The organism is Pseudomonas sp. 2024-210 (assembly GCF_045062345.1).
Lineage (GTDB): Bacteria > Pseudomonadota > Gammaproteobacteria > Pseudomonadales > Pseudomonadaceae > Aquipseudomonas.
Genome location: NZ_JBJGEJ010000006.1, coordinates 146,090 through 169,665, shown reverse-complemented (window position 1 = coordinate 169,665; position 23,576 = coordinate 146,090). Strand labels below are relative to the sequence as shown.

At 56.7% G+C, this 23,576-nt stretch carries 21 protein-coding genes; 13 read left to right on the top strand and 8 right to left on the bottom strand.

Annotated elements, in window-relative coordinates; genetic code table 11:
* The first annotated feature begins 44 nt into the window (after nt 1-44).
* Both ACI7MX_RS11205 and ACI7MX_RS11200 read left to right on the top strand, forming a co-directional pair.
* On the top strand, nt 45-1,211 hold the full coding sequence (locus ACI7MX_RS11205; protein ID WP_405586751.1) for a 1-acyl-sn-glycerol-3-phosphate acyltransferase: 1,167 nt from the start codon (nt 45-47) through the stop codon (nt 1,209-1,211).
* 218 nt (nt 1,212-1,429) lie between these two features.
* Nucleotides 1,430-1,636, top strand: a complete 207-nt coding sequence (locus ACI7MX_RS11200) for a hypothetical protein (protein ID WP_405586754.1) — start codon at nt 1,430-1,432, stop codon at nt 1,634-1,636.
* A gap of 59 nt (nt 1,637-1,695) precedes the next feature.
* Here ACI7MX_RS11200 and ACI7MX_RS11195 read toward each other — a convergent pair whose 3' ends face one another.
* Nucleotides 1,696-2,280: a YajG family lipoprotein gene (locus ACI7MX_RS11195; protein ID WP_314492589.1), complete on the bottom strand. Its 585-nt coding sequence runs from the start codon at nt 2,278-2,280 to the stop codon at nt 1,696-1,698.
* An 832-nt stretch (nt 2,281-3,112) separates the two neighbouring features.
* Between ACI7MX_RS11195 and mqo the strand changes: the two genes are divergently transcribed.
* Nucleotides 3,113-4,618: a malate dehydrogenase (quinone) gene (gene mqo / locus ACI7MX_RS11190; protein ID WP_405586758.1), complete on the top strand. Its 1,506-nt coding sequence runs from the start codon at nt 3,113-3,115 to the stop codon at nt 4,616-4,618.
* 70 nt (nt 4,619-4,688) lie between these two features.
* On the opposite strand, the gene ACI7MX_RS11185 is transcribed toward mqo, so the two are convergent.
* From ACI7MX_RS11185 to ACI7MX_RS11165, 5 genes are all read right to left on the bottom strand, one after another.
* Nucleotides 4,689-5,129: a hypothetical protein gene (locus ACI7MX_RS11185; protein ID WP_405586761.1), complete on the bottom strand. Its 441-nt coding sequence runs from the start codon at nt 5,127-5,129 to the stop codon at nt 4,689-4,691.
* Between the two features lie 273 nt (nt 5,130-5,402).
* On the bottom strand, nt 5,403-5,687 hold the full coding sequence (locus ACI7MX_RS11180) for a PA4642 family protein (protein WP_314490742.1): 285 nt from the start codon (nt 5,685-5,687) through the stop codon (nt 5,403-5,405).
* A 55-nt stretch (nt 5,688-5,742) separates the two neighbouring features.
* Nucleotides 5,743-6,237 carry a hypothetical protein gene (locus ACI7MX_RS11175; RefSeq protein ID WP_314490739.1) on the bottom strand — a complete coding sequence of 165 codons (495 nt, stop codon included), beginning with the start codon at nt 6,235-6,237 and terminating at the stop codon, nt 5,743-5,745.
* A gap of 80 nt (nt 6,238-6,317) precedes the next feature.
* Nucleotides 6,318-6,878, bottom strand: coding sequence for a response regulator transcription factor (locus tag ACI7MX_RS11170; protein ID WP_122785776.1), 561 nt, complete (start codon nt 6,876-6,878; stop codon nt 6,318-6,320).
* On the bottom strand, nt 6,871-8,133 hold the full coding sequence (locus tag ACI7MX_RS11165; protein WP_314490736.1) for an ATP-binding protein: 1,263 nt from the start codon (nt 8,131-8,133) through the stop codon (nt 6,871-6,873). The genes ACI7MX_RS11170 and ACI7MX_RS11165 overlap by 8 nt, the downstream gene beginning before the upstream one ends.
* Before the next feature lie 247 nt (nt 8,134-8,380).
* Here ACI7MX_RS11165 and ACI7MX_RS11160 point away from each other — a divergent pair, with 247 nt between their 5' ends.
* The 9 genes from ACI7MX_RS11160 to ACI7MX_RS11120 all read left to right on the top strand — a co-directional run bounded on the left by ACI7MX_RS11160 (nt 8,381) and on the right by ACI7MX_RS11120 (nt 20,205).
* A complete protein-coding gene (locus ACI7MX_RS11160; RefSeq protein WP_405586766.1) occupies nt 8,381-9,097 on the top strand; it encodes an SIMPL domain-containing protein in 717 nt (238 codons plus the stop codon).
* A gap of 416 nt (nt 9,098-9,513) precedes the next feature.
* Entirely contained in the window at nt 9,514-11,139 is a 1,626-nt protein-coding gene (locus tag ACI7MX_RS11155) for an ABC transporter substrate-binding protein (RefSeq protein ID WP_405586769.1), read from the top strand.
* A 300-nt stretch (nt 11,140-11,439) separates the two neighbouring features.
* Nucleotides 11,440-13,038 (top strand): ABC transporter substrate-binding protein, encoded by a 1,599-nt coding sequence (locus ACI7MX_RS11150; protein ID WP_314490727.1) that lies wholly within the window; start codon nt 11,440-11,442, stop codon nt 13,036-13,038.
* 160 nt (nt 13,039-13,198) lie between these two features.
* Complete coding sequence (locus ACI7MX_RS11145; RefSeq protein WP_314490725.1) at nt 13,199-14,566, top strand: OprD family porin; 1,368 nt, start codon at nt 13,199-13,201, stop codon at nt 14,564-14,566.
* An 88-nt stretch (nt 14,567-14,654) separates the two neighbouring features.
* A complete protein-coding gene (locus tag ACI7MX_RS11140) occupies nt 14,655-16,250 on the top strand; it encodes an ABC transporter substrate-binding protein (protein ID WP_405586774.1) in 1,596 nt (531 codons plus the stop codon).
* 75 nt (nt 16,251-16,325) lie between these two features.
* Nucleotides 16,326-17,336 carry an ABC transporter permease subunit gene (locus tag ACI7MX_RS11135; RefSeq protein ID WP_314490720.1) on the top strand — a complete coding sequence of 337 codons (1,011 nt, stop codon included), beginning with the start codon at nt 16,326-16,328 and terminating at the stop codon, nt 17,334-17,336.
* A gap of 10 nt (nt 17,337-17,346) precedes the next feature.
* Nucleotides 17,347-18,258, top strand: a complete 912-nt coding sequence (locus tag ACI7MX_RS11130; protein WP_146384289.1) for an ABC transporter permease subunit — start codon at nt 17,347-17,349, stop codon at nt 18,256-18,258.
* A 10-nt stretch (nt 18,259-18,268) separates the two neighbouring features.
* Entirely contained in the window at nt 18,269-19,237 is a 969-nt protein-coding gene (locus tag ACI7MX_RS11125; protein ID WP_405586778.1) for an ABC transporter ATP-binding protein, read from the top strand.
* Nucleotides 19,237-20,205, top strand: a complete 969-nt coding sequence (locus tag ACI7MX_RS11120; protein ID WP_405586781.1) for a peptide ABC transporter ATP-binding protein — start codon at nt 19,237-19,239, stop codon at nt 20,203-20,205. Before ACI7MX_RS11125 ends, ACI7MX_RS11120 begins: the two co-directional genes overlap by 1 nt.
* A gap of 200 nt (nt 20,206-20,405) precedes the next feature.
* Here the strand turns inward: ACI7MX_RS11120 and ACI7MX_RS11115 are convergent, their stop codons facing one another.
* A complete protein-coding gene (locus ACI7MX_RS11115) occupies nt 20,406-20,732 on the bottom strand; it encodes a hypothetical protein (protein ID WP_314490710.1) in 327 nt (108 codons plus the stop codon).
* Nucleotides 20,733-20,931: 199 nt separating this feature from the next.
* The gene (locus ACI7MX_RS11110; protein ID WP_314490707.1) at nt 20,932-22,515 is read right to left on the bottom strand and encodes a peptide chain release factor 3; all 1,584 of its coding nucleotides are present in this window, start codon (nt 22,513-22,515) and stop codon (nt 20,932-20,934) included.
* A gap of 339 nt (nt 22,516-22,854) precedes the next feature.
* Here ACI7MX_RS11110 and ACI7MX_RS11105 point away from each other — a divergent pair, with 339 nt between their 5' ends.
* Entirely contained in the window at nt 22,855-23,571 is a 717-nt protein-coding gene (locus tag ACI7MX_RS11105) for an ABC transporter permease (protein ID WP_405586785.1), read from the top strand.
* The last annotated feature ends 5 nt before the right edge of the window (nt 23,572-23,576 follow it).

Here is a 23,576-nt window from a genome sequence, read left to right as displayed (position 1 = left end):
GTCCTGCCCTGTGTACTAACCTTAGCTGTTTCCAACAAGAGAGCATGATGGGCGAATTCGATAGCATCCGACCTTACAACGACGCCGAAGTCCCAGCCGTGCTGGCCCGGCTGCTCAGCGACAAGGCGTTTCTGGAAATCCTGACCCACTTCCGCTTTCCGCGTCTGGCGGGCGCTTTCGGCTGGTTGTTACGACCCCTTATAGCGCATCGCCTGCGCAAAGAGTTCGCAGGTGTCACCTCGGTCGCCACTTTACAGGACAAAGTTGAAGTCTATGTAGACCGCACCATCGGTCACGCCACAGACGGCGTGACCTACACCGGCGTCGAGCGGCTCAAGCCCGGCAGTGCGTATCTGTTCCTGGCTAACCACCGCGACATCGTGATGGACCCGGCCTTCGTCAACTACGCGGTGTACCACGCGGGTCTGCCGACGCCACGTATCGCCATTGGCGACAACCTGCTGCAAAAACCCTTTGTCAGCGACCTGATGCGCCTGAACAAAAGCTTTATCGTGCACCGCTCAATTACCGGGCGTCGCGAAAAACTGGCGGCGTATCAACTGCTGTCGGCGTATATCAATCATTCGATCATCAATGATTGTCAGTCGATCTGGATTGCCCAAGCCGAAGGCCGCGCCAAGGACGGTGATGACCGCACTGATTCGGCCATCCTGAAAATGTTTCACATGAGCCGTAAAAATGAGCCCTTTGCCGAGGTGATTCAGTCGCTAAACCTGACACCCGTGTCGATCAGCTACGAATACGACCCCTGTGATCAAGCTAAGGCCCGCGAACTCTATATCCGCGCCACCACCGGCACTTACACCAAAGCACCGGGCGAAGACGACACCAGCATTGCCAACGGCATTACGGGTTACAAAGGCCGCGTGCACATCAACTTTGCCGAACCCGTGACCGAGCCATTCGAAGACAGCAAATTGCTGGCCGCCGAAATGGACCGTCATATTCTCAGTGGTTATCGCCTGTTCCCTGCGCACTACCTGGCGTATGCCCAGTGGAGCGACGCAGACCCGCAATTGCAGGTGCCCAAAGCTGCCGAGGTGTTCCCTGCCGAAGAATTGGCCAAGGCCCAACAAGAGTGGCAACGCCGTCTTGACGCCTGCCCGGCGGAACATCGTCCGTATCTGGTGCTGCAATACGCGATGCCGGTGCGTAATCAGTACCGGATCAAGGCCGGATTACCCCTCTAACTCCTCTCATTTTCGTAGCAGCTGCCGAAGGCTGCGTCCGGCGACGCAGTCGTCGTAATCATTCAGACGCAGCGCGAATTCAGGTTTACGATCGCTGCGCAATCGGACGTCGCCTTCGGCAACTGCTTCGAGAACATCGGGTGCTAATTTCTGCTGTCACCGTATCGTCATCAAGAAGGGTCACTCTGTGGCCCCTCGACACCGACACGGAGATTGTCATGCTGCACGCAGAAAATCAGGATCGTCTTTACCTCATCGCACCCAGCGACGAACAGCAAGCACTGATCGAGGGCTTGGCCTTTAACGTGCAGGACCCCCACTGGCTGGTGTTTTGCGCCTTGAGCGGCCACACCCATGCTGACCTGCCCGAGCTGGATCTGCTCACCGGGGTCAGTCTCCTTGAGGTGTATGCCGAAGCGGCCTGAAAACAGCGCGCACAAAAAAGCCCGAACGCAGCACGTTCGGGCTTTTTGTTTACACGCGATTACTCGCTCAGCAAACGGCCAATGCTCGGGTCTTTGAACACGCGAGTCAGTGCGTCGCTCAACACATCGCTCACCAGCTTGGTGTTGGTTTCCTGATTGGGTGCCATACCGAAGCGCTGATCCAGCGAGGCGCCATAACGGCCACTGTAGGTACGCCCGCCGTTTTTCACATCAGAGCGAAACGTCGCACCAATGGTGGCCTCGGTCACGTACATGGTGTCTTTGGGCGATTGATACTTAAGCTCCGCCAGCGTCACGGTCAGCGTCGGCGCATTCATTGCGTTGCTGGTGGGGGTGAAACCCAGCAAACGCACGGCGGCTTCAGCTTGAGCCTGGAGTTTAGGAATCACGTCGGTGCTGCTGACGCTGATCGCGCTGGTCTCGGGGTACATGCCGCCACGCGTTCCCAAGGTGGGCGACGGACGCCCGTCTACCACACGCACGACGACCGGCTGGCCGCGGCCCACGGGGGCCAGCTGGGTTGTCAGCTTGGGTTGCGGGCTAAGCTGCTGCGGGCTGTGGGCGCAACCGACCAGCGTCAAACTGGTCACAGTAATCAAACCGAACAACAGACGTTGCAACATGCTCATCTCTCCAGGACAGGGTAAAACAGGTCGCCAGTATAGCGGTGCACTGTCCCTGCGAACTAGCGGCTTGCGGTGCGCGGCTTTGCGCGATAGTCGAGCAGTCACCAACAGGGTCGAATGCAAAGAAATTGACCGGCGAACCAATTAAAGTCACTAAACAGGGTCAATTGCCCGCGTTTCTTCGATACACTCTCCCCCCGATTATAAGGACGTCTCCTGATCGGGCCTCGCAGCACTGCTAATGCGCTTGTATTAGCTCCCCCGCACCGCCCACAGAGAGCCGCCCACACAGACCCTGTGAAAGGGGGGCGCTTGATTTTTCAGGCGTCGTTCCCCATTTTTCATACGGTCTGCCAGAGCTGTCATAACGCTCGGCCACTGGTGTTCGGTGCCACGCGTGCGGCAGCCCTTTTTTGAGGTTCACGTCTTCAAGAGAGCGTGAAAAAAAAACGGGTTTTCACAACTTCACAAGAGTGTGGCGAGCAAATGAAAAGTTTTGCGTCTGAACATGCACCATTAGCGTCTGAAACAACCTCACCAAGCAGGATCGAAGTCGGCTCCACAGCACGAGACTGAAGCCTGTCCGCATCGGATCTGGTTGCACAATCGGACGCTCTAGACCTTAAGTCGAATTGCCTGTCGGGAACCGAAATGCGTTCATATGAACCTTCAAGGCCCGATTGGAAGCGTCCGCTGAAGTAGCAAGAAATTGCGAGAATCGGACATGGCGATCCTGGCCACGCGTGGCTTGAGGCACACCTGATTGACGCCTCGAAACACCTGGCCGCTATGCCGTCAATTTGGTGCCGTAGATTTTGGAGACGCGTTAATGGCGCATAACGAAGCAGTCGACGTAGTACTGGTTGGAGCGGGCATCATGAGTGCCACTCTTGCCGTGCTGCTAAAAGAGCTCGACCCCGGCATTACGCTGGAAGTTGTTGAGCAGATGGACTCAGGTGCTGCAGAAAGTTCCAACCCGTGGAACAACGCCGGCACCGGTCACGCTGGTCTTTGTGAACTGAACTACACGCCGCAAGCGGCCGATGGCTCGATTGACATCAAAAAGGCTGTGCATATCAATGCCCAGTTCGAAGTGTCGAAACAGTTTTGGGCCTATCTGGCGCAAAAAGGAACCTTCGGCTCGTGCAAATCCTTCATCAGCCCGGTTCCTCACCTGAGCTACGTTGAAGGCGAAAAAGGGGTTTCCTTCCTGAAAAAACGCTTTGAAGTGCTGAGCCAGCACCATGCGTTTTCCGAGATGGAATACACCGAAGACAAAACCGTCATGAACGAGTGGATGCCCCTGATGATGCCGGGCCGCCCTGCGGATCAGCACATCTCGGCCACCCGCGTGATGCAGGGGACTGACGTCAACTTCGGCGCACTGACCCAGCAACTGCTCAAACATCTGGGCAGCGCACCGGACACTCAGATCAAGTACAGCAAAAAAGTCACTGGCCTCAAACGCAATGGCAGCGGCTGGACAGTGAGCATCAAAGACATCAACAGCGGCAATACCCGCCACATTGATGCCAAGTTCGTGTTCCTGGGCGCTGGCGGCGCGGCCCTGCCACTGCTTCAAGCTTCCGGCATCGAAGAGAGTAAAGGTTACGGCGGCTTCCCGGTCAGCGGGCAGTGGTTACGCTGCGACAATCCAGACGTGGTCAAACAACATCAGGCCAAGGTGTACAGCCAGGCTGCGGTTGGCTCGCCGCCGATGTCGGTTCCGCATTTGGACACCCGTGTGGTCGATGGCAAAAAGTCCCTGCTGTTCGGACCTTACGCCGGCTTCACCACCAAGTTCCTCAAGCACGGCTCGTTCCTTGACCTGCCAATGTCGATTCGCCTAGGTAACATCGGGCCCATGCTCGCCGTGGCTCGCGACAACATGGATCTCACTAAATACCTGGTCAGTGAAGTGCGTCAGTCGATGGAGCAACGTCTGGAATCCCTGCGTCGTTTCTATCCTCAAGCCAAAGCAGAAGACTGGCGCCTTGAAGTGGCCGGCCAACGGGTTCAGATCATCAAGAAAGACCCGAAAAAAGGCGGTGTGTTGCAGTTCGGTACTGAGTTGGTAGCGGCTAAGGACGGCTCGTTGGCCGCGCTGTTGGGCGCATCGCCGGGTGCTTCGGTGACTGTTTCGATCATGCTTGACCTGATCGAGCGCTGCTTCGCCGACAAAGCCAAAGGTGAATGGGCAACCAAGCTCAAGGAAATCTTCCCGGCCCGGGAAAAAGTCCTCGAAACCGACGCTCAGCTGTACCGTGAAATCAGCACCCGCAACTCCGAGTTGCTGGAGCTGGTCGCACCGAGCTCCGCAACCAGCATCGCGTAACACTCGCGCCCCATAACAGGGCGAACAAAAAGCCCGCGCTCCACAATGGAGCGCGGGCTTTTTTATTGCCTCAGCGCATCGTAAACATCACCCGTGAGCCGCCGTTGCTGACGAACTCATCGTCGTCGGGTACGGCAATCTGTTCGGCACTGCATAAAGCAGGCATTGAACCGACAGATTTGGCCCCCACCCAACGATTAAGGTTAGCCGAATCTGGCGTAAGGTGGCCAAAGCCGAAATGACAGGCTTGCTCGCCATATTGGTAAGTGAATGCTTGGGTGCCCCGGGACTCGGGCAAGTAATAAATCAATTCCTGACTGCTGCCCGGTGAAACAACAAAGTCATGCCCCGCGTTATCTGACGAGTTCAACCATGAAAAATCTTTGCCCGGCGTAATGTCATGCGCCGTAGCGTTGAATATTTCGACCTCCAGCACCTGATCCAACGCCAGCGCGGCTGAGCCAAAAAGCCCCAGTATCAGACCTGTTCCCCCTGCAAACGTACGCATCATTGTTCAATCCTCGTGAGTCATCGGCCCATAGTCCTTATGGCCCGCTTCACCCTCGAGTATTGTTCGCCCACGCAAAAGCCCCATGCGCCAAAGCGAATGCGATTCGTAGGAAGGGTCTTGAGTCCGTAGCAGCTGCCGTAGGAACGAGGCGGCGTCCGGTTGCGAAGCAATCGTAAAACCTGAGTGTGCGTTTTGCCTGATAAAACGTGACACCTGAATTTACGACGGCTTCGCCGCCGGACGCCGCCTCGTTCCTCGTCAGCTGCTACAGGATCAGCGAGCTTGCTCGATCAGTGCGATGTACTCAGCAGCATTGCGCTGGTCTTTGATGAGGTCGACAAAGGTCTGGCCATGCTCGTCCTTGCCATCAAGGTCGTACCCGGCTTCTTTGAAGAAACCCAGAAAACGCTCGAAATCGTCAATACGCAGGCCACGATAGGCTTTGATCAGTTTGTGCAGCGAGGGTGAAGTGGCGTCTACAGGCTCGAAGTCCAGGAACAACTTGATCTGCTCGTCGCCAATCTCATCACCAATCAACTGCTTTTTGTCTTTACGCATGTCCGACTCCAGCCTGCTCATACTTCACGGGGCCAGCAGTTTACCCAAGGCTGGCTTATCGTGCACGCACGCTGCCCGTGTGCAGGTCAGCCCAAATATGACCGTTGGCATAGGTCAAAAACTGTACGTACACCGTGTCATTGCGCAGCAAATCCATAATCACGCGGTATTGGCTTAGCGGATAAGACAGGCTCAAGGTGCGGGTTTTACTGTCAAAGGTCGGCTTTTTCAGGCTTTTACTTTCGCCATCGAATGAAATCAGCACCTCACGCACCGTCGCCCCCTGGCTCATCGGCTTGCCCTTGAGGCGCAACAGTAGAGGCGATGTGACCGGAATCGGCTGTTGATTGGACTGACGCTGGCTACCCACCACCACGGAGTAGGTGGTCACCAGCATCAATTGCTGCTGCTCGGGCGCCTCGGCACGCAGTTGCAGATCGTCAGCCGGCAAAAACTGCGCATGCAACGGTGGCGCCACAGCGGGAGCCGCCGCCAACGGCAAGCTGGCCATCAGTAACAAGGCGGCAATACAACGAGAAAAATGGCTCATGACCTGCTCCGGAATACGAAGCCAGCACTCTAGCATGTGCCCTGCGTTGCCACTCGCAACGCAGGGGCTACAGCTCTCGTTCAGCGTCGTACCGGGCGCTTTTGCAACTTGCGCTGCAGGGTGCGGCGGTGCATGCCCAGTGCGCGGGCGGTGGCAGAGATATTGCCTTCATGCTCACCCAGCACACGCTGGATGTGTTCCCACTGCAAACGGTCCACCGACATCGGGTTTTCCGGCACCAGAGAATCCAGATCAGCATGCTCTGTCAGCAGGGCCGCCAATACGTCGTCGGCATCGGCGGGCTTGCACAGGTAGTTACAGGCACCGCGTTTGATCGCTTCAACCGCGGTGGCAATGCTCGAATAACCGGTCAGGATGACCACGCGCATTTCCGGGTCGAGTTCCAGCAGTTTGGGCAGCAAAACCAGACCTGAATCGCCGTCCATTTTCAGGTCCAGCGCGGCAAAGTCCGGCAGGTCCTGCTGGGCCAGCTCCAGCCCTTCATCAGCCGAACTGGCGGTGCTGACGCGAAAACCGCGGCGTGACATGGCGCGGGCCATCACCCGGGTAAACGTGGCGTCATCGTCTACCAGCAACAAATGCGGCAGCTCTTCTTCTTCGACCTGAATTTCTTCACTCATTTTCATTTCCTCGGGCGACACGTGGCAGACGCAGCTCGGTGAGCGTGCCGCCATCCTCATGACTGTAGAGTTTTACCGAGCCGCCTGCGCGTGTCACGCTGGCTTTGCTCAAGAATAGGCCCAGACCGAAGCCTTTACCCTTGGTTGTAAAAAAAGGTTTACCGATTTGCTCTGCGATGGCCAACGGGACCCCGGGGCCATGATCACGAATATTGATAGTGACATCTACCGCATCCCAGTCCAGGGACACTTCCAGCCCTTCCGGGCAGGCGTCTGCTGCATTGTTCAACAAATTGAGCAGTGCCTGGGTCAAATCGGGGGGCGGCGCCATGCGCGGTATCGGCGCATGGCCAAGACAATTAAAGCGATAGGTCGCTTCGGGGCGCATCAAGTGCCAGCGATGCAGCGCTTCATCCAGCCACTCGGTGACGTCCTGCACTTCAATGGCCAGACGGCGATTGGCTTCAGCGGCACGCACCAGTTGCTGCAAGGTCTCCTTGCACAACTTGACCTGATCCTGAAGCACGCTCAAGTCTTCTTGCAACTCCGGGTCCGGATGATCGCTGCGCATCTCTTTAAGCAACACGCTCATGGTCGACAAGGGTGTACCCAGCTCATGCGCTGCGCCCGCAGCTTGGGTGGCGACCGCCAGCAATTGCTGATCGCGCAACCCCTCTTCGCGGCGCAATGCGCGCAGCTCTTCTTGGCGACGCAACTCTTCGGCCATTTTTGCAGCAAAAAAGGTAATAACCCCCGCCGACAGCGCAAAACTCAGCCACATCCCGTAGATCTGCAGTTTTTCGCGGAAGAACGCCATTGTGTCCAACGGGTAAGACTGCACCAGCAACAAGGTGTACAGCGTGAGTGCGATGCACGACAGCACCACCGAAAACCGCCATGGCAGGGTGACGGCAGCGATGGTCAGCGGCACCAAATAATACGAGACAAACGGGTTGGTCGAACCACCCGAGAAATACAGCAAGGAACTGTGGATAAACAGGTCGCATGCCAGCTGGAGTGCGTATTCCAACTCGGTAACCGGCCATGTAGTGCGCAACCTGATGGCCGTGAACGCACACAGCAGCATGGAGAAAGCCAACGTCAGGCACAGCTGAAACCACGGCAGCGGCAACAGGTCGAACAGATAGGCAATGCCTACCGAACTTGCCTGCGCGGCCAGCACGAGGGTGCGGATAATGGTAAGGCGCCAGAGATTTTGGCGAGTAACGGACACTAACTGTTCGGGGGCGAGCATGAGCTCTCCTGATGAGCACTGCAGGCGATTCGCACGGAGTATAACCAAGCTGATGGCCTGACAGACACAAGTGCGGCAAAGGGCCACAGTGTAATTTCTGGATTTTTGGCTATTAGCCGCCCCTGCGCCAACCTGTAGCACAGTGCAGTTGTAGTGAAATTGTAACTGGGCGAACGGATGGCCACTCACTACAGTCTTATAAATCAACGCAGCCGAACAAGACTGCGTGTTCATTCAAGGAGCTTTCATGTTGACGTTTCAACGCACTGCAGCCGTTCTGACTTTGACCCTCGGCGCATTCGCCAGCCTACCGGCGTTGGCCGAAGGCGTTAACTACAATCAGGTGTCACTGCGTGCGGAGGCCAGCCAGGAGGTTCCTCGCGACCTGATGATCGTGACCTTGTACACCGAAGCGCAAAACAGCGACTCGGCCAAGCTGGCAGCGGAAATCACCACCACTATGAATAACGCCCTGAATCAGGCCAAACAGGTCAAGGAAGTGACCCTGCGGCAGGGGTCGCGTAACAGCTTCCCTATTTACGACAACAAAACCCAGAAAATCACCGGCTGGCGTGAACGTGCAGAGTTACGCCTGGAAAGTACCGATTTCGCAGCCTTGTCCAAGCTGACGGGCGAACTGATGCAAACCCTTAAAATGGGCAATATGCAATTCACCGTGGCCAATGCCACGCGCAAAACCAGCGAAGATGCACTGCTCAAAGATGCGGTCAACGCCTTCAAGGCCCGCGCCCAACTGGCTAGCGATGCCCTGGGCGGCAAAGGTTACAAAATCGTAAGCCTGAACCTCAACAGCAATGGCTACCCGCAACCCTATATGCGCGGCGCCATGATGATGAAAGCCGCCGCTCCTGCGATGGACTCGGCCCCTACTCCCGAAATCGAAGCCGGGACCAGCGAGGTCAGCATGAGTGCTGACGGCGTGATTGAAATACAGATGCAATAAGCCGGCGTACGTTTCCCCAAGCCCTTGAAGCGGTGTCGCATCAAGGGCTTTTTTACGCCCGGCGTAATAGTGGGGAGCGCGCCAAGCACAATATTAGAAAATTCTTACAGCATTTAAAGCATGGACTTACATGCAAGACCGCCAAAAGTCTGGATAAGTAACAGCCCCGCACCAAAGCTGGGCATTGGGCGCGCCAAGACGTCGCAAGCATGTAACTAAATGAGTCGAAAACCGTGACGCAAACGATCAAATGCGTCATAAGTTACAGATAAGCGACATTCTTGTACGCACGTTCCACCTTTTGCGCATGCACACTCATACACATATTGCATTGGGTACGGGCCGTGCATAAGTATCGCCAGGTCGACTCACAAGGTCGCCCTCAAATCAAAAACGATAAAAATCATGAGGTCTCCATGTTTAAACTCGCGGTCATTCCGTTGTTAGTGGGCGCCAGCCTGCTGGCCAGCGCACCTTTCGCCTCGGCGGCAACCAATCTGGTGTATTGCTCCGAAGGCAGCCCTGCCGGTTTTGACCCGGGCCAATACACCACCGGTACGGATTTCGATGCCTCGGCCGAAACCATCTACAACCGGTTGAGCCAATTCCAACGCGGCGGCACCGCCGTTGAGCCTGGTCTGGCCACAAGCTGGGACGTCTCCCCCGACAACCTGATCTGGACGTTCCACCTGCGTGACGGCGTCAAATTCCACACCACGCCGTATTTCAAACCGACCCGCGAGTTCAACGCAGACGACGTGCTGTTTACCTTCAACCGCATGCTCGATAAAGACATGCCGTTCCGTAAGGCCTACCCCACCGAATTCCCTTATTTCACCGACATGGGCATGGATAAAAACATCGCCAAGGTGGAAAAGATTGACGACAAAACCGTCAAATTCACCCTTAACACGGTCGACGCTGCGTTTATCCAGAACCTGGCCATGAGCTTTGCCTCCATCCAGTCTGCCGAATACGCCGAACAACTGCTCAAGCAAGGCAAACCGGCTGATATCAACCAAAAGCCAGTGGGCACCGGCCCTTTTGTATTCAAGAGCTACCAGAAAGATTCGAACATCCGCTACACCGGCAACAAGGACTACTGGAAGCCTGAAGACGTCAAAATCGACAACCTGATTTTCGCCATCACCACTGACCCGTCGGTGCGGATGCAAAAGCTGAAAAAGGATGAGTGTCAGGTGACGCTTTACCCGCGCCCTGCCGACCTCGAGGCGCTAAAAGCTGATCCGAACCTGCAAATGCCGCAGCAAGCGGGCTTTAACCTTGGCTACATCGCTTACAACGTGATGGACAAAATCAAGGGCAGCAACGAGCCCAACCCGATGGCTCAGCTCAAGGTTCGCCAAGCGCTGGACATGTCGGTGAACAAACAGCAAATCATCGACTCGGTCTATCAAGGTGCCGGTCAACTGGCTGTCGGTTCCATGCCGCCGACCCAATGGTCCTATGACACGACCATCAAGGATGCCCCTTACGACCCTGAGAAAGCCAAAGAGCTGCTCAAGGAAGCGGGCATTAAGCCAGGTACCGAAATCACGTTATGGGCCATGCCGGTTCAACGTCCCTACAACCCGAATGCCAAGCTGATGGCTGAAATGCTGCAATCGGACTGGGCCAAGATTGGCATCAACGCCAAGATCATGACCTATGAGTGGGGCGAGTACATCAAGCGCTCCAAGGGCGGTGAGAACGGCGCAATGCTGATTGGCTGGAGTGGCGACAACGGTGACCCGGACAACTGGCTGGGCACCCTGTTTGGCTGTGACGCAATTGAAGGCAACAACTTTTCGAAGTGGTGTAATCCGCAGTTCGACAAGCTGGTCAAAGCCGCAAAAGCCACCACCGATGTGGCTGAGCGCACGAAGCTTTATCAAGAGGCGCAGCAACTGATCAAACAACAAGTGCCCATGACACCCATCGCCCACTCGACGGTGTATCAGCCGATGCGCAAAAACGTGGAGGGTTTCAAGATCAGTCCGTTTGCCTTGAACTCCTTCTACGGCGTGAGCGTCAGCAAATAAGGTAAAGGGTAAATGCGGCGACAACGTCGCATCCCCCCTATCCCCTCGCAATCGGAAATTTCCGTCAGCCTAAAGCCACTGCGTACTACAGCAAGAGCTATAGGACTTAGAGATATTTCCTACACGATTGTCAGTCCTGCCGCATTTACTCCTATGCGTCGACTCCCTAACGTCGACGCATAGCCAGTCTATTGCGCCAGGTAAAAAACCGTAGCTGATGAGAACGACGCCCTGAGCCCTTCGCGCGCAATCAAAACGTGCGCGCAGGACTCAAAAACAAGAAAAAGGATTGGCAATTTCATGCGCAACCCAGTGGTTTTATCTGTATTACTCAGCGCCGGAATTCTGGCCGCAAGCCCGCTCGCAAACGCCGCCAGCAGCTTGGTCTTCTGCTCGGAAGGCAGCCCTGCCGGATTTGATACCGCGCAATACACCACCGCCACCGACAATGACGCGGCAGAACCGATTTACAACCGTCTTGCCGAATTCGAGAAAGGCGGCACGGCCGCCATTCCCGCATTGGCAAAAAGCTGGGACGTATCCGAAGACGGACTGACGTGGACCTTTCATTTGCGTGACGATGTGAAATTTCACACCACCAAATGGTTTACTCCGACCCGTAATTTCAATGCCGATGACGTGCTCTTCACGTTCAACCGCATGCTCAACCCTGAGCACCCGTTCCGTAAGGCTTACCCGACCGAGTTCCCGTATTTCACCGGAATGAGCCTGGACAAGAACATCGCCAGCGTTGAAAAAACTGACCCGTTGACCGTTGTGATGAAGCTCAACTCGGTCGACGCCGCGTTCATTCAAAACCTCGCCATGAGCTTTGCCGCGATTCTGTCCGCCGAATATGCCGATCAATTGCTCAAGACCGGCAAACCCAGCGACATCAATCAGAAACCGGTCGGTACTGGCCCGTATGTGTTTCAGCGTTACCAAAAAGATTCGAACATTCGCTATACGGCCAACAAGGACTATTGGAACCCCAGCGCGGTCAAGCTCGACAACCTGATTTTCTCGATCAGCGTCGACGCCTCGGCGCGCATGCAAAAACTGCGTAAAAACGAGTGCCAGGTATCACTCAATCCGCGCCCGGCCGACATTGCCGGTCTTAAGGCAGACCCGAAAATCAAGGTCATCGAAAAGCCCGGCTTCAACCTTGGATATATTGCCTACAACGTTCAACACAAACCGCTCGACCAGCTTCCTGTGCGTCAGGCGCTGGACATGGCCGTCAACAAGGACGCCATTCTCAAAGCGGTGTATCAGGGCGCGGGACAAAAGGCCGTGAACGCCATGCCGCCCACCCAGTGGTCTTACGACGACTCCATCACTGACACCCCCTACAATCCCGAAAAAGCCAAAGAGTTGCTCAAGGCGGCCGGCGTCAAAGAAGGCACCGTGATCAACCTGTGGGCCATGCCGGTACAACGGCCCTACAACCCGAATGCCAAGCTGATGGCCGAAATGCTGCAAGCGGACTGGGGCAAGATCGGGCTCAAGGTCAACATCATCAGCTATGAATGGGGCGAGTACATCAAACGCACCAAAAATGGCGAACATGACATCAGCCTGATTGGCTGGACCGGCGACAACGGTGACCCGGACAACTGGCTCGGCACCCTCTACAGCTGCGACGCCATTGGTGGCAACAACTACTCCATGTGGTGCGACAAGGCCTACGACACGCTGGTCAAAAATGCTAAAGCCATCACCGACCGCGACCAGCGCACTGTGCTGTACAAACAAGCCCAGCAGTTGATCAAGCAAAACGTGCCCATGACTCCGATTGCGCACTCGACGGTCAACCAGCCGGTTAGCGCCAACGTTGAAGGGTTCACGGTCAGCCCTTTTGGACGTAACGCGTTTTCGGGCGTCAGCCTCAAGGAATAACCCCACCCCTGTGTTCACCTTCAGCCAGCCCCTTGGGAGGGTGAGTTGAAGGTGTGCATGTCACAGGGCGGGCACAGGTTTTCAACGCTTCAACGTTCCATAACAGCCAGGTCAAACCAATAAAGGCCGGCAATAAAAAAAGCAGTAAGGAGCCTCAACCATGAAAGTCACAAGCAGCGCGTTGTTAGCCTTGTCCATCAGCGGCCTGGCCGCCATGGCCCACGCCGATGAGTTCATTGCCACCGAACTGAAAACCGGTGCCAGCGCTCAAAGCGAAACCAAAGGCTTTGTTGAAGAACAAACCTTGAGCGGCACCACGCGCAACTGGTATGCCAATGAACTCAAGCGCCGGGACGGGCGCTTTACCTACAACGATCACGGCGAAACAAAAACCACCCCGCGCCGGATCAACTGGGTACAGGGCACCATCCTTGACTACACCTCGGGGTTCACCCAGGGCACCGTCGGGTTCAGCACCCAATTCGCGGCTTACAACGCCATTGCACTGGATCGCGACATCAATGACATTGCCGGTGACAACAACCGCACCCTGACCCGTCATAACGGCGACGCTGTGGGCCAGTGGAGCAAACTGGGGCTGGCCAATCTAAGCGCCCGCATTTCCAACACCACACTGACCGTAGGCCGACAGAACTTCAGCAGCCCGACCATCGACGTGATTGGCAACCGTGCATTGCCTTCCAGCTTCCAGGGTGTAGCGCTGCACAGTGAAGAGTTCAATAACCTGTCCTTTGACGCGGGTTCGTTTGATCGCGTGTCGCCGCGTACCGAAGCCAGCCTGAGCAAGTTTCGCAGTGAATACAGCGCCACCGGGGTTGAGACAGACCGCGCCAGCGTCGCTGGCCTTAACTACCAGCCCTTCAAAAACCTGAAAACCACGCTCTACGCCACCCACGTAGAAGACTTCTGGAACCAGTACTACTTCGGCGCCGTGCACGACATCGGTGACAACGCCACGCTGGGCCTGAACACCAACTTCAACTACTACAAGACCCTCGACACCGGCAGCAAGGCCATGGGGGACATCAACAACGATGCGTACAGCCTGGCTTTTGCCCTGACCCATCAGGCACACACCGTCAGCCTGTCGTTCCAGCAAATCGTGGGCGATGAGTACTTCGACTACCTGCATGAAACCAACGGCATCTACCTGGCCAACTCCTTGCTCTCGGACTTCAACGGCCCGAACGAGAAGTCGCTGCAACTGGCCTACAGCATCAACATGGCGCAGTACGGCATACCGGGTCTGAAGTTCAACGCCTACCACGCCCGTGGTTGGGACATCGACGGTACTCATTACAAAGGCACCGCCTATGACGTGCGCAATATGGACGGTGAAAACCACTACGAGTACAGCGTTGGCACGTCCTATGCAATCCAAAGCGGCCCACTGAAAGCCACTGCCATTCGCGCCACGTACACCACACACCGCGCCAGCACCAATCAGGCTGACGGCAGCATCAACGAGTTCCGCGTGGTCACCACGATTCCATTCAACATTTTGTAAAACACCGCTTACACCCCTGAACACTACGGCTGATTCGACGAATCAGCCGTAGTCGTTACGCTGGCTCAACCAATTGGAGAGGGTTGCAATGAAAAAACGTCCACTACGCACTGCCCTGGCCGTGGCACTGCTCAGCACCGCTGTCAGTGTCAGCGCCAAAAACCTGGTGGTCTGTACCGAAGCCAGCCCTGAAGGGTTCGACATCGCTCAATACACCACCGCCGTCACGGCCGATGCCTCTGCGGAAACCATCCTCAACCGTCTGGTCGACTTTGCGCCCGGCACCACCGATGTTGTGCCCGCACTGGCAGAACGCTGGGACATCAGCACGGATGGCCTGGAGTACACCTTTCACCTGCGCCCCGGCGTGAAATTTCACACCACGGACTATTTCAAACCGACCCGAACCCTGAATGCCGATGATGTGGTCTGGAGTTTTCAGCGCCAGCTGGACCCGAATCACCCCTGGCACAAGCTTTCGCTGGTCGGTTTCCCCTATTTCGAAAGCATGGGCTTTAAAGACTTGCTCAAGAGCGTCGAAAAAGTCGACGACCTGACCGTCAAAATCACGCTCAACAAAGCCGAATCGCCCTTTTTGAGCGACGTGGCCATGCCCTTCACCTCTATTTATTCGGCCGAGTATGCTGACCAATTGCTCAAGAGCGGCAAAACAGCCGAGCTGAACAGCAAGCCGATCGGCACAGGGCCGTTCATGTTCGTGCGCTACAACAAAGACGCGCAGGTACGCTTCAAAGCCAACCCCGACTACTTTCGCGGCAAGCCGCCCAGCGACGTGCTGATTTTTGCCATTTCCACCGACAGCAATGTGCGCCTGCAAAAGCTCAAGGCCAACGAATGCCAGATCGCGCTTTACCCCAAGCCCGATGACGTCAAAAACATCCGCACCGACGCGAATCTAAAGGTCGATGAACTGGCTGCGCTGATGACCAGCTACATCGCCATCAACTCAAGCCATCCGTATCTGAATGATGTCCGCGTGCGCAAAGCCATCGACATGGCTTTCGACAAGCAGACTTATCTCAATACCGTGCACGGTGCCGGAAATGCCCTGCTAGCAATAAATCCGTATCCGCCTACGATGCTCGGCTTTAACAAGAACATCCCGACTCCACCCCGCGACCTCGACAAAGCCCGCGCTCTGCTCAAGGAAGCCGGTGTACCTGAAGGGCAAGTCTTTACCCTGTTCACTCGCAACGGCGGCGGCCCGACCAACCCCAACCCGATGCTGGGTGCACAACTCCTGCAATCGGATCTGGCGCAAATCGGCATCAAGCTGGATATTCGCGTCATGGAATGGGGGGAAATGCTCAAGCGCGCCAAAAGTGGCGAGCACGATCTGGTGTCCACCGGCTGGGGCGGCGATAACGGCGATCCAGATAACTTCCTGACGCCGCTGCTCAGCTGTGAAGCCGCTAAAAACGGTGAAAACTACGCCCGCTGGTGCAACAAGGACTTCGAAGCCCTGATCACCAACGCCCGCAACATCACTGAACCCGCAAAGCGGGCCGCACTCTATGAACAGGCGCAGGTGATTTTCAATCAGGACCAACCCTGGATCAATGTGGTGCACCCGATGCTGTTTACAGCGATGCGCAAAAACGTCGAGGGCTATACCCTTAGCCCGCTGACCAATAACAACTTCGCCACCACCCAGGTGAAGTAGAACAATAAAACACCCGCCAGGGTTCTACCGAGCACTGGCGGACCTGCCTAACCGGCTGATGAGGTACACCACACGATGTTTAGTTTTATAGCCCGCCGAGTGGGATTGTTGATTCCCACGTTCTTCGGCATCACCCTGCTGACCTTTGCCCTGATTCGCATGATTCCCGGCGACCCGGTCGAAGTCATGATGGGCGAGCGTCGGGTCGACCCCGAAATGCACGCACAGGCCATGGAACGCCTGGGCCTGAACAAACCGTTGTATGAGCAATACTTTGACTACATCGACAAGCTCGCTCACGGCGATCTTGGCGAATCGCTCAGAACGCGTGAAAGCGTGTGGACCGAATTTACCGCACTGTTCCCGGCCACCCTTGAGCTGTCGATGGCCGCGCTGTTGTTCGCCGGCATCCTCGGGTTGCTGGCCGGTGTGATCGCGGCACTCAAGCGCGGCTCGTTGTTTGACCACGGGGTGATGGGGATCTCCCTGGCAGGTTATTCAATGCCGATCTTCTGGTGGGGCCTGATTCTGATCATGTTCTTCTCCGTCGGTCTTGGCTGGACGCCGGTGTCCGGACGCATCGACCTGCTGTACGACATTGAACCCAAAACAGGTTTCATGCTCATCGACACCCTGCTCAGCGATGAGCCCGAAGCCTTTTGGGATGCGCTGCACCACTTGATCCTGCCCGCCATTGTGTTGGGCACCATCCCGTTGGCCGTGATCGCACGGATGACCCGTTCATCCATGCTTGAAGTGCTGCGTGAAGACTACATCCGTACCGCCCGTGCTAAAGGTCTGTCGCCCGCCCGTGTGGTGTTCGTACACGGCCTGCGTAACGCGCTGATCCCAGTACTCACCGTGGTCGGCCTGCAAGTCGGCACCCTGCTGGCCGGTGCCGTGCTGACTGAAACCATCTTTTCATGGCCCGGTATCGGCAAATGGCTGATTGAAGCCATTGGCGCCCGGGACTATCCCGTGGTGCAAAACGGCATCCTGCTAATCGCCTGCCTGGTGATTCTGGTCAACTTCGTGGTGGACATCCTCTACGGCTTTGCCAACCCACGCATCCGTCACCAGCGCTGAGATCCTGACCATGACCACCCCAACCAACGCTACAGAAGTGGATCAAAGCCTGCTTTATCCATCGCCTTACAAAGAGTTCTGGCACGCCTTCGCGAAAAACAAAGGCGCCGTGGCCGGCCTCATCTTTATGAGCATCATCGTGTTCTGCGCGATTTTTGCCCCGTGGGTTGCCCCGCATAACCCCAGCGAGCAATACCGCGACTTCCTGCTGACCCCGCCGGTCTGGCTCGAAGGTGGCAACTGGCAGTTCCTGTTGGGCACCGACGAACTGGGCCGTGACTTGCTCTCGCGCCTGATCGAAGGTTCGCGCCTGTCGCTGCTGATCGGTTTGTCGTCCGTGGTCATTTCACTGATTCCGGGCGTGATTCTGGGACTGTTTGCCGGGTTCTTCCCGCGCATCCTTGGCCCCAGCATCATGCGCTTGATGGACATCATGCTGGCCTTGCCGTCCTTGCTGCTGGCCGTGGCGATTGTCGCCATCCTCGGCCCTGGCCTGATCAACACCGTGATCGCCATTGCTGTGGTGTCATTGCCGTCTTACGTGCGTCTGACCCGTGCCGCCGTGATGGGCGAACTGAACCGCGACTACGTGACCGCCGCCCGCCTGGCCGGCGCCAGCTTGCCGCGCCTGATGTTCATCACCGTGCTGCCCAACTGCATGGCACCGCTGATCGTTCAGGCCACCTTGAGCTTTTCTTCGGCCATTCTCGACGCCGCCGCACTGGGCTTTCTGGGCCTTGGCGTACAGCCACCGACCCCGGAGTGGGGCACCATGCTGGCCTCAGCCCGCGACTACATCGAACGCGCGTGGTGGGTCGTGAGCCTGCCCGGTTTGACCATTTTGCTCAGCGTGCTGGCAATCAACTTGATGGGCGACGGCCTGCGCGATGCGCTCGACCCGAAACTCAAGAACGCCGCCTGAGGAGATTCCCATGTCACTGTTAGAAATCAAGAATCTCAACGTCCGCTTTGGCGACGCCACGGCCGTGCCGGTGGTTGACGGCCTGAGCCTGTCGGTCGACAAAGGCGAAGTGTTGGCCATCGTTGGCGAGTCGGGGTCTGGCAAATCCGTGACCATGATGGCGCTGATGGGCCTGATCGAGCACCCGGGCATCGTCACCGCCGACGCGCTCAACTTCGACGGCAAAAACATGCTGACCCTCAGCGCCCGTCAACGTCGGCAAATTGTCGGCAAAGACATGGCGATGGTCTTCCAAGACCCCATGACCGCGCTGAACCCCAGCTACACCGTGGGCTTCCAGATTGAAGAAGTTCTGCGCCTGCACCTCAACATGTCGAAAAAACAGGCCCGCAAGCGCGCCATCGAGCTGTTGGAAAAGGTTGAAATCCCCGGCGCTGCCAGCCGCATGGACGCCTACCCGCACCAACTGTCGGGCGGGATGAGCCAGCGTGTCGCGATTGCCATGGCCATCGCCGGCGAACCTAAACTGCTGATTGCCGACGAACCGACCACTGCGCTCGACGTGACCATTCAAGCTCAGATCATGGACTTGCTGCTCAACCTGCAACGCGAGCAAAACATGGGTTTGGTGCTGATCACCCACGACCTTGCCGTGGTGGCCGAAACCGCCCAGCGAGTCTGCGTGATGTACGCTGGCCAAGCCGTGGAAGTCGGCCAGGTACCGGGCTTGTTCGACGTACCGGGCCACCCCTACAGCGAAGCCTTGCTGGCGGCGATCCCGGAACACAGCATGGGCGCTGACCGTCTGGCCACTTTGCCCGGCATCGTTCCCGGTCGTTATGACCGCCCCAACGGTTGCCTGCTGTCACCGCGCTGCCCGTATGTGCAAGACACCTGCCGCCAACAACGTCCTGCGCTGGAACCCAAGGCCCACAGCCTGGTGCGCTGCTTCTTCCCCTTGAATCAGGAGGTGGCGTAATGACTGTCGTTCTTACTGCCCGCGACTTAACCCGTCATTACGAAGTGTCCCGTGGCCTGTTCAAAGGTCACGCATTGGTACGCGCCCTCAACGGCGTCTCCTTTGAACTTGAAGCCGGAAAAACATTGGCCGTGGTGGGCGAGTCGGGCTGTGGTAAATCCACCCTCGCCCGTGCCCTGACCCTGATTGAAGAACCGTCGTCCGGCTCACTGAAAATCGCTGGGCAGGAAGTGACCGGGGCCAACAAAGCCGAGCGCAAGCAACTGCGCAAAGACGTGCAGATGGTCTTCCAAAGCCCTTATGCGTCGCTTAACCCGCGGCAAAAAGTCGGGGATCAACTGGCCGAACCACTGCTGATCAACACCACTCTGAGCGCCAGCGAACGTCGCGAAAAAGTCCAGGCCATGATGAAGCAAGTGGGATTGCGCCCTGAGCATTACCACCGCTACCCGCACATGTTCTCTGGCGGCCAACGTCAACGTATTGCCCTGGCACGCGCCATGATGCTGCAACCTAAAGTGCTGGTGGCCGACGAACCGACTTCGGCGCTCGACGTGTCGATTCAGGCGCAGGTGCTTAACCTGTTCATGGACTTGCAGCAAGAGTTCAACACCGCCTACGTGTTTATCTCGCACAACCTTGCGGTGGTGCGTCATGTCGCAGATACCGTGTTGGTGATGTACTTGGGTCGTCCGGTTGAAATGGGCCCCAAGGAAGAAATCTACACCCGCCCGCTGCACCCTTACACCCAAGCGCTGCTGTCAGCGACCCCGACCATATATCCGGACCCACTCAAACCGAAAATCAAGATTGTCGGCGAACTGCCCAACCCGCTAAACCCGCCCTCGGGTTGCGCTTTCCACAAGCGCTGCCCGTATGCGACCGAGTTGTGCAGCACAGACGAGCCAGCGTTGCGCCTGCTCGACAACCGCCAAGTAGCATGCCATTACGCCGAGCAGTTTTTGTAAGGGGAGTGCTGCGGTTTACTGGGTAAACCGCAGCGCCTGGCGCTTGTAGCCGCTGTCGAGGTACGAGGGCTGCGATCGGACGCGAAGCGACCGTGAATCCTGACCCTGTGATGTTTCTGAAGCAACGCGTTGCATGGTTTTACGACGGCTGCGCCGCCGATCGCAGCCTTCGTACCTCGGCAGCGGCTACAGGCGACAAGTCAGTACTGCCCGCCGCTGGATTTACCGTCATCGACGCTGTCATCATCGTCGGGATCAGTCTTACCATCGCCATCGGTCGAGTCTTCGCCACTCGTGCCGCTGTCCCCATCGACCTGATCATCATCCCCCGAGCTACCGCCCTGGCCTTGATCACCCGGTTCAGAATCAGATTTGTAAATGGCATGCACCGTCGGCCCGGCCACACCCGTGGTTGAAGCCCCGACACCAGGAAGCGTCAGAGGATTACTCGCCCACGCACTCGACGCGCTGAGTGTGAGCAGTACCACTACTTTGATCGACAACAGGATGCGTTGAAAAAGGTTCATAGGTCATTCCGTCCGTGAATAGGATACGTTCGGTTTAAACCTAGACCCTTTACGAAGGTATTGCCTAAAACTTTGCAGTCCATCTAGAACCATTCGGTCTAAATCGATGGCTGTATCTCATCAGCCTCAGGGTCACGTTTAAACACGCAAAAAAAAGCGAAGCTCAAAGCGCTTCGCTTTTTTAAACAAGGCCTAAGCCTTAGTGATGCTCACGCGTGGCGCGGAATTTCACATCAGGCCAGCGCTCTTCCATCAAGGCGAGGTTAACGCGGGTTGGGGCCAGGTAGGTCAGGTGACCACCGCCGTCAATCGCAAGGTTTTCCACCGCCTTGATTTTGAACTCTTCCAGCTTCTTCTTATCGTCGCAGTCAATCCAGCGCGCCGAGTACACAGTGATCGGCTCGTAGGAGCATTCAACTTTGTATTCGCCCTTCAGGCGGCTAGCGACCACGTCAAATTGCAGCACACCGACGGCACCCAAAATGATGTCGTTGCTGCGCTCCGGGAAGAACACCTGAGTGGCGCCCTCTTCGGCCAGTTGCTGCAAGCCCTGACGCAGTTGCTTGGATTTGAGCGGGTCACGCAGACGCACGCGACGGAACAGTTCCGGAGCAAAGTGCGGGATGCCAGTGAAACCCAATACTTCGCCTTCGGTGAAGGTGTCGCCGATCTGGATGGTGCCGTGGTTGTGCAGGCCGATAATGTCGCCGGCGTAGGCTTCTTCGAGCTGTTCACGCTCGGAGGAGAAGAACGTCAGTGCATCGCCAATGCGGATGTCTTTGCCGGTACGCACGTGACGCATTTTCATGCCCTTGTCGTACTTGCCCGAGCAAATACGCATAAAGGCGATGCGGTCGCGGTGTTTAGGGTCCATGTTCGCCTGAATCTTGAACACGAAGCCGCTGAATTTCTCTTCAGTGGGTTCAACCGTGCGCTCGTTAGCCACACGCGGCAGCGGCTCAGGGGCCCAGTTGACCACCGCATCGAGTACGTGATCGACCCCGAAGTTGCCCAACGCTGTACCGAAGAACACCGGCGTCAGTTGGCCGTCGAGGAATTCCTGCTGATTGAATTCATGGCAGGCGCCTTGAACCAGTTCCAGCTGATCGACGAAGCGCTGGTATTCGTCACCCAAGTGGGCGCGGGCTTCGTCAGAATCGAGCTTCTCGATGATCTTGGTTTCGGTGCGCTCATGACCATGACCAGCGGTGTAAACGATGATGTAGTCGTCAGCTAGGTGGTACACACCCTTGAAGTCGCGATAGCAACCAATTGGCCAGGTGATTGGCGCGGCCTTGATTTTGAGGACGGCTTCGATCTCATCAAGCAACTCGATAGGGTCACGAATATCGCGGTCGAGTTTGTTGATGAAGCTGACGATGGGCGTGTCACGCAGACGACATACGTCCATCAGGGCGATGGTGCGTGGCTCAACGCCTTTACCACCGTCGAGTACCATCAACGCCGAGTCAACGGCCGTCAACGTACGGTACGTATCTTCAGAGAAATCTTCGTGGCCCGGGGTGTCGAGCAGGTTGATCATGTGGTCGCGATACGGGAACTGCATGACCGACGTGGTAATCGAAATACCCCGTTGTTTCTCCATTTCCATCCAGTCGGAGGTGGCATGGCGGTCGGACTTTCGCGATTTCACCGTACCGGCGACAGCAATCGCCTTACCCATCAACAAGAGTTTTTCGGTGATGGTGGTCTTACCCGCATCGGGGTGGGAAATGATGGCGAAAGTGCGGCGTTTCGCGACTTCGGCGGCCTGGTGGGTCATGGGAAATCGCCTGACGATTGATTCAAAAAAGGGCGCGGATTATAGCTCAAATACAGCGTGTGCAGCCACCGTTGGTGCCCTTGCTCGTCGGACAAGGGTGGCATTGTGCCGTAAAAAATGTGAACCTTTTAGGCAGTGGAGGCGTCCACTCTCCTGATACGAAAAACCGTCAGGGGCTGATATATCAGCAAGTTAGCCTGACGAGGCTGCGCTAATGACAGGTGACGAGGGCGTTTTTTCGCCACCGCCTGTTGCTTTTCGCGAACACATTGTCGGCAGCCAGGAATGGCGTTGCCACACGACATTGTGTCCGCAGACTAAAAAAAAAGGAGTCCGCCTGTGGCTAATCGCTATGGTAAAGGGCTTATAGGAGCTGCGATTGTTGTCGCGCTTCTGGCCCTGTTGGTCCACTGGATCGGCATCAGCACTATCGAACACTATCAAGATGATCTGTTGTTCTATCTGCAAGCCCATCTGTACCTCGTACTCGCTTCAATGTTTGCCGCCCTCCTTGTAGGGATACCCGCCGGGATTTTTCTCAGCAGACCCAGCATGGCCGCCCGTGCCGAGCGCTTCATGCAGGTTTTCAATATCGGTAACACCGTCCCGCCGCTGGCCGTATTGGCCATTGCACTGGGTTTTCTGGGGATCGGCAGCGGTCCGGCCATCTTCGCCCTGTTTCTCGCTTCGTTGCTGCCCATTGTGCGCAACACCTATGAAGGCCTGAAAAACGTCCAGGGTTCGCTCAAAGAAGCCGCCGTCGGCATCGGCATGACCCCGCGCCAAGTGCTCTGGCGGGTCGAAATGCCCAACGCCGTGCCCATCATCATGGGCGGTGTACGCGTGGCACTGGCGATCAACGTCGGTACTGCACCGCTGGCGTTCCTGATCGGCGCCAACAGTCTGGGCAGCCTGATTTTCCCTGGCATTGCCCTCAACAATCAGCCGCAACTGATCCTTGGCGCCGCGTGTACCGCGCTGCTGGCATTGCTGCTCGATGGCCTGGTGATTCTCATCAGCCGTCGCTGGTTGGAACGCGGTCTACGACCTGCTTAAGGTCT

Bases quoted from the DNA above. Each gene is read 5' to 3' on its own strand.
- ACI7MX_RS11205 (WP_405586751.1), top strand. From the start codon at position 45: ATGATGGGCGAATTCGATAGCATCCGACCTTACAACGACGCCGAAGTC.
- ACI7MX_RS11200 (WP_405586754.1), top strand. From the start codon at position 1,430: ATGCTGCACGCAGAAAATCAGGATCGTCTTTACCTCATCGCACCCAGC.
- ACI7MX_RS11195 (WP_314492589.1), bottom strand. From the start codon at position 2,280: ATGTTGCAACGTCTGTTGTTCGGTTTGATTACTGTGACCAGTTTGACG.
- mqo (WP_405586758.1), top strand. From the start codon at position 3,113: ATGGCGCATAACGAAGCAGTCGACGTAGTACTGGTTGGAGCGGGCATC.
- ACI7MX_RS11185 (WP_405586761.1), bottom strand. From the start codon at position 5,129: ATGATGCGTACGTTTGCAGGGGGAACAGGTCTGATACTGGGGCTTTTT.
- ACI7MX_RS11180 (WP_314490742.1), bottom strand. From the start codon at position 5,687: ATGCGTAAAGACAAAAAGCAGTTGATTGGTGATGAGATTGGCGACGAG.
- ACI7MX_RS11175 (WP_314490739.1), bottom strand. From the start codon at position 6,237: ATGAGCCATTTTTCTCGTTGTATTGCCGCCTTGTTACTGATGGCCAGC.
- ACI7MX_RS11170 (WP_122785776.1), bottom strand. From the start codon at position 6,878: ATGAGTGAAGAAATTCAGGTCGAAGAAGAAGAGCTGCCGCATTTGTTG.
- ACI7MX_RS11165 (WP_314490736.1), bottom strand. From the start codon at position 8,133: ATGCTCGCCCCCGAACAGTTAGTGTCCGTTACTCGCCAAAATCTCTGG.
- ACI7MX_RS11160 (WP_405586766.1), top strand. From the start codon at position 8,381: ATGTTGACGTTTCAACGCACTGCAGCCGTTCTGACTTTGACCCTCGGC.
- ACI7MX_RS11155 (WP_405586769.1), top strand. From the start codon at position 9,514: ATGTTTAAACTCGCGGTCATTCCGTTGTTAGTGGGCGCCAGCCTGCTG.
- ACI7MX_RS11150 (WP_314490727.1), top strand. From the start codon at position 11,440: ATGCGCAACCCAGTGGTTTTATCTGTATTACTCAGCGCCGGAATTCTG.
- ACI7MX_RS11145 (WP_314490725.1), top strand. From the start codon at position 13,199: ATGAAAGTCACAAGCAGCGCGTTGTTAGCCTTGTCCATCAGCGGCCTG.
- ACI7MX_RS11140 (WP_405586774.1), top strand. From the start codon at position 14,655: ATGAAAAAACGTCCACTACGCACTGCCCTGGCCGTGGCACTGCTCAGC.
- ACI7MX_RS11135 (WP_314490720.1), top strand. From the start codon at position 16,326: ATGTTTAGTTTTATAGCCCGCCGAGTGGGATTGTTGATTCCCACGTTC.
- ACI7MX_RS11130 (WP_146384289.1), top strand. From the start codon at position 17,347: ATGACCACCCCAACCAACGCTACAGAAGTGGATCAAAGCCTGCTTTAT.
- ACI7MX_RS11125 (WP_405586778.1), top strand. From the start codon at position 18,269: ATGTCACTGTTAGAAATCAAGAATCTCAACGTCCGCTTTGGCGACGCC.
- ACI7MX_RS11120 (WP_405586781.1), top strand. From the start codon at position 19,237: ATGACTGTCGTTCTTACTGCCCGCGACTTAACCCGTCATTACGAAGTG.
- ACI7MX_RS11115 (WP_314490710.1), bottom strand. From the start codon at position 20,732: ATGAACCTTTTTCAACGCATCCTGTTGTCGATCAAAGTAGTGGTACTG.
- ACI7MX_RS11110 (WP_314490707.1), bottom strand. From the start codon at position 22,515: ATGACCCACCAGGCCGCCGAAGTCGCGAAACGCCGCACTTTCGCCATC.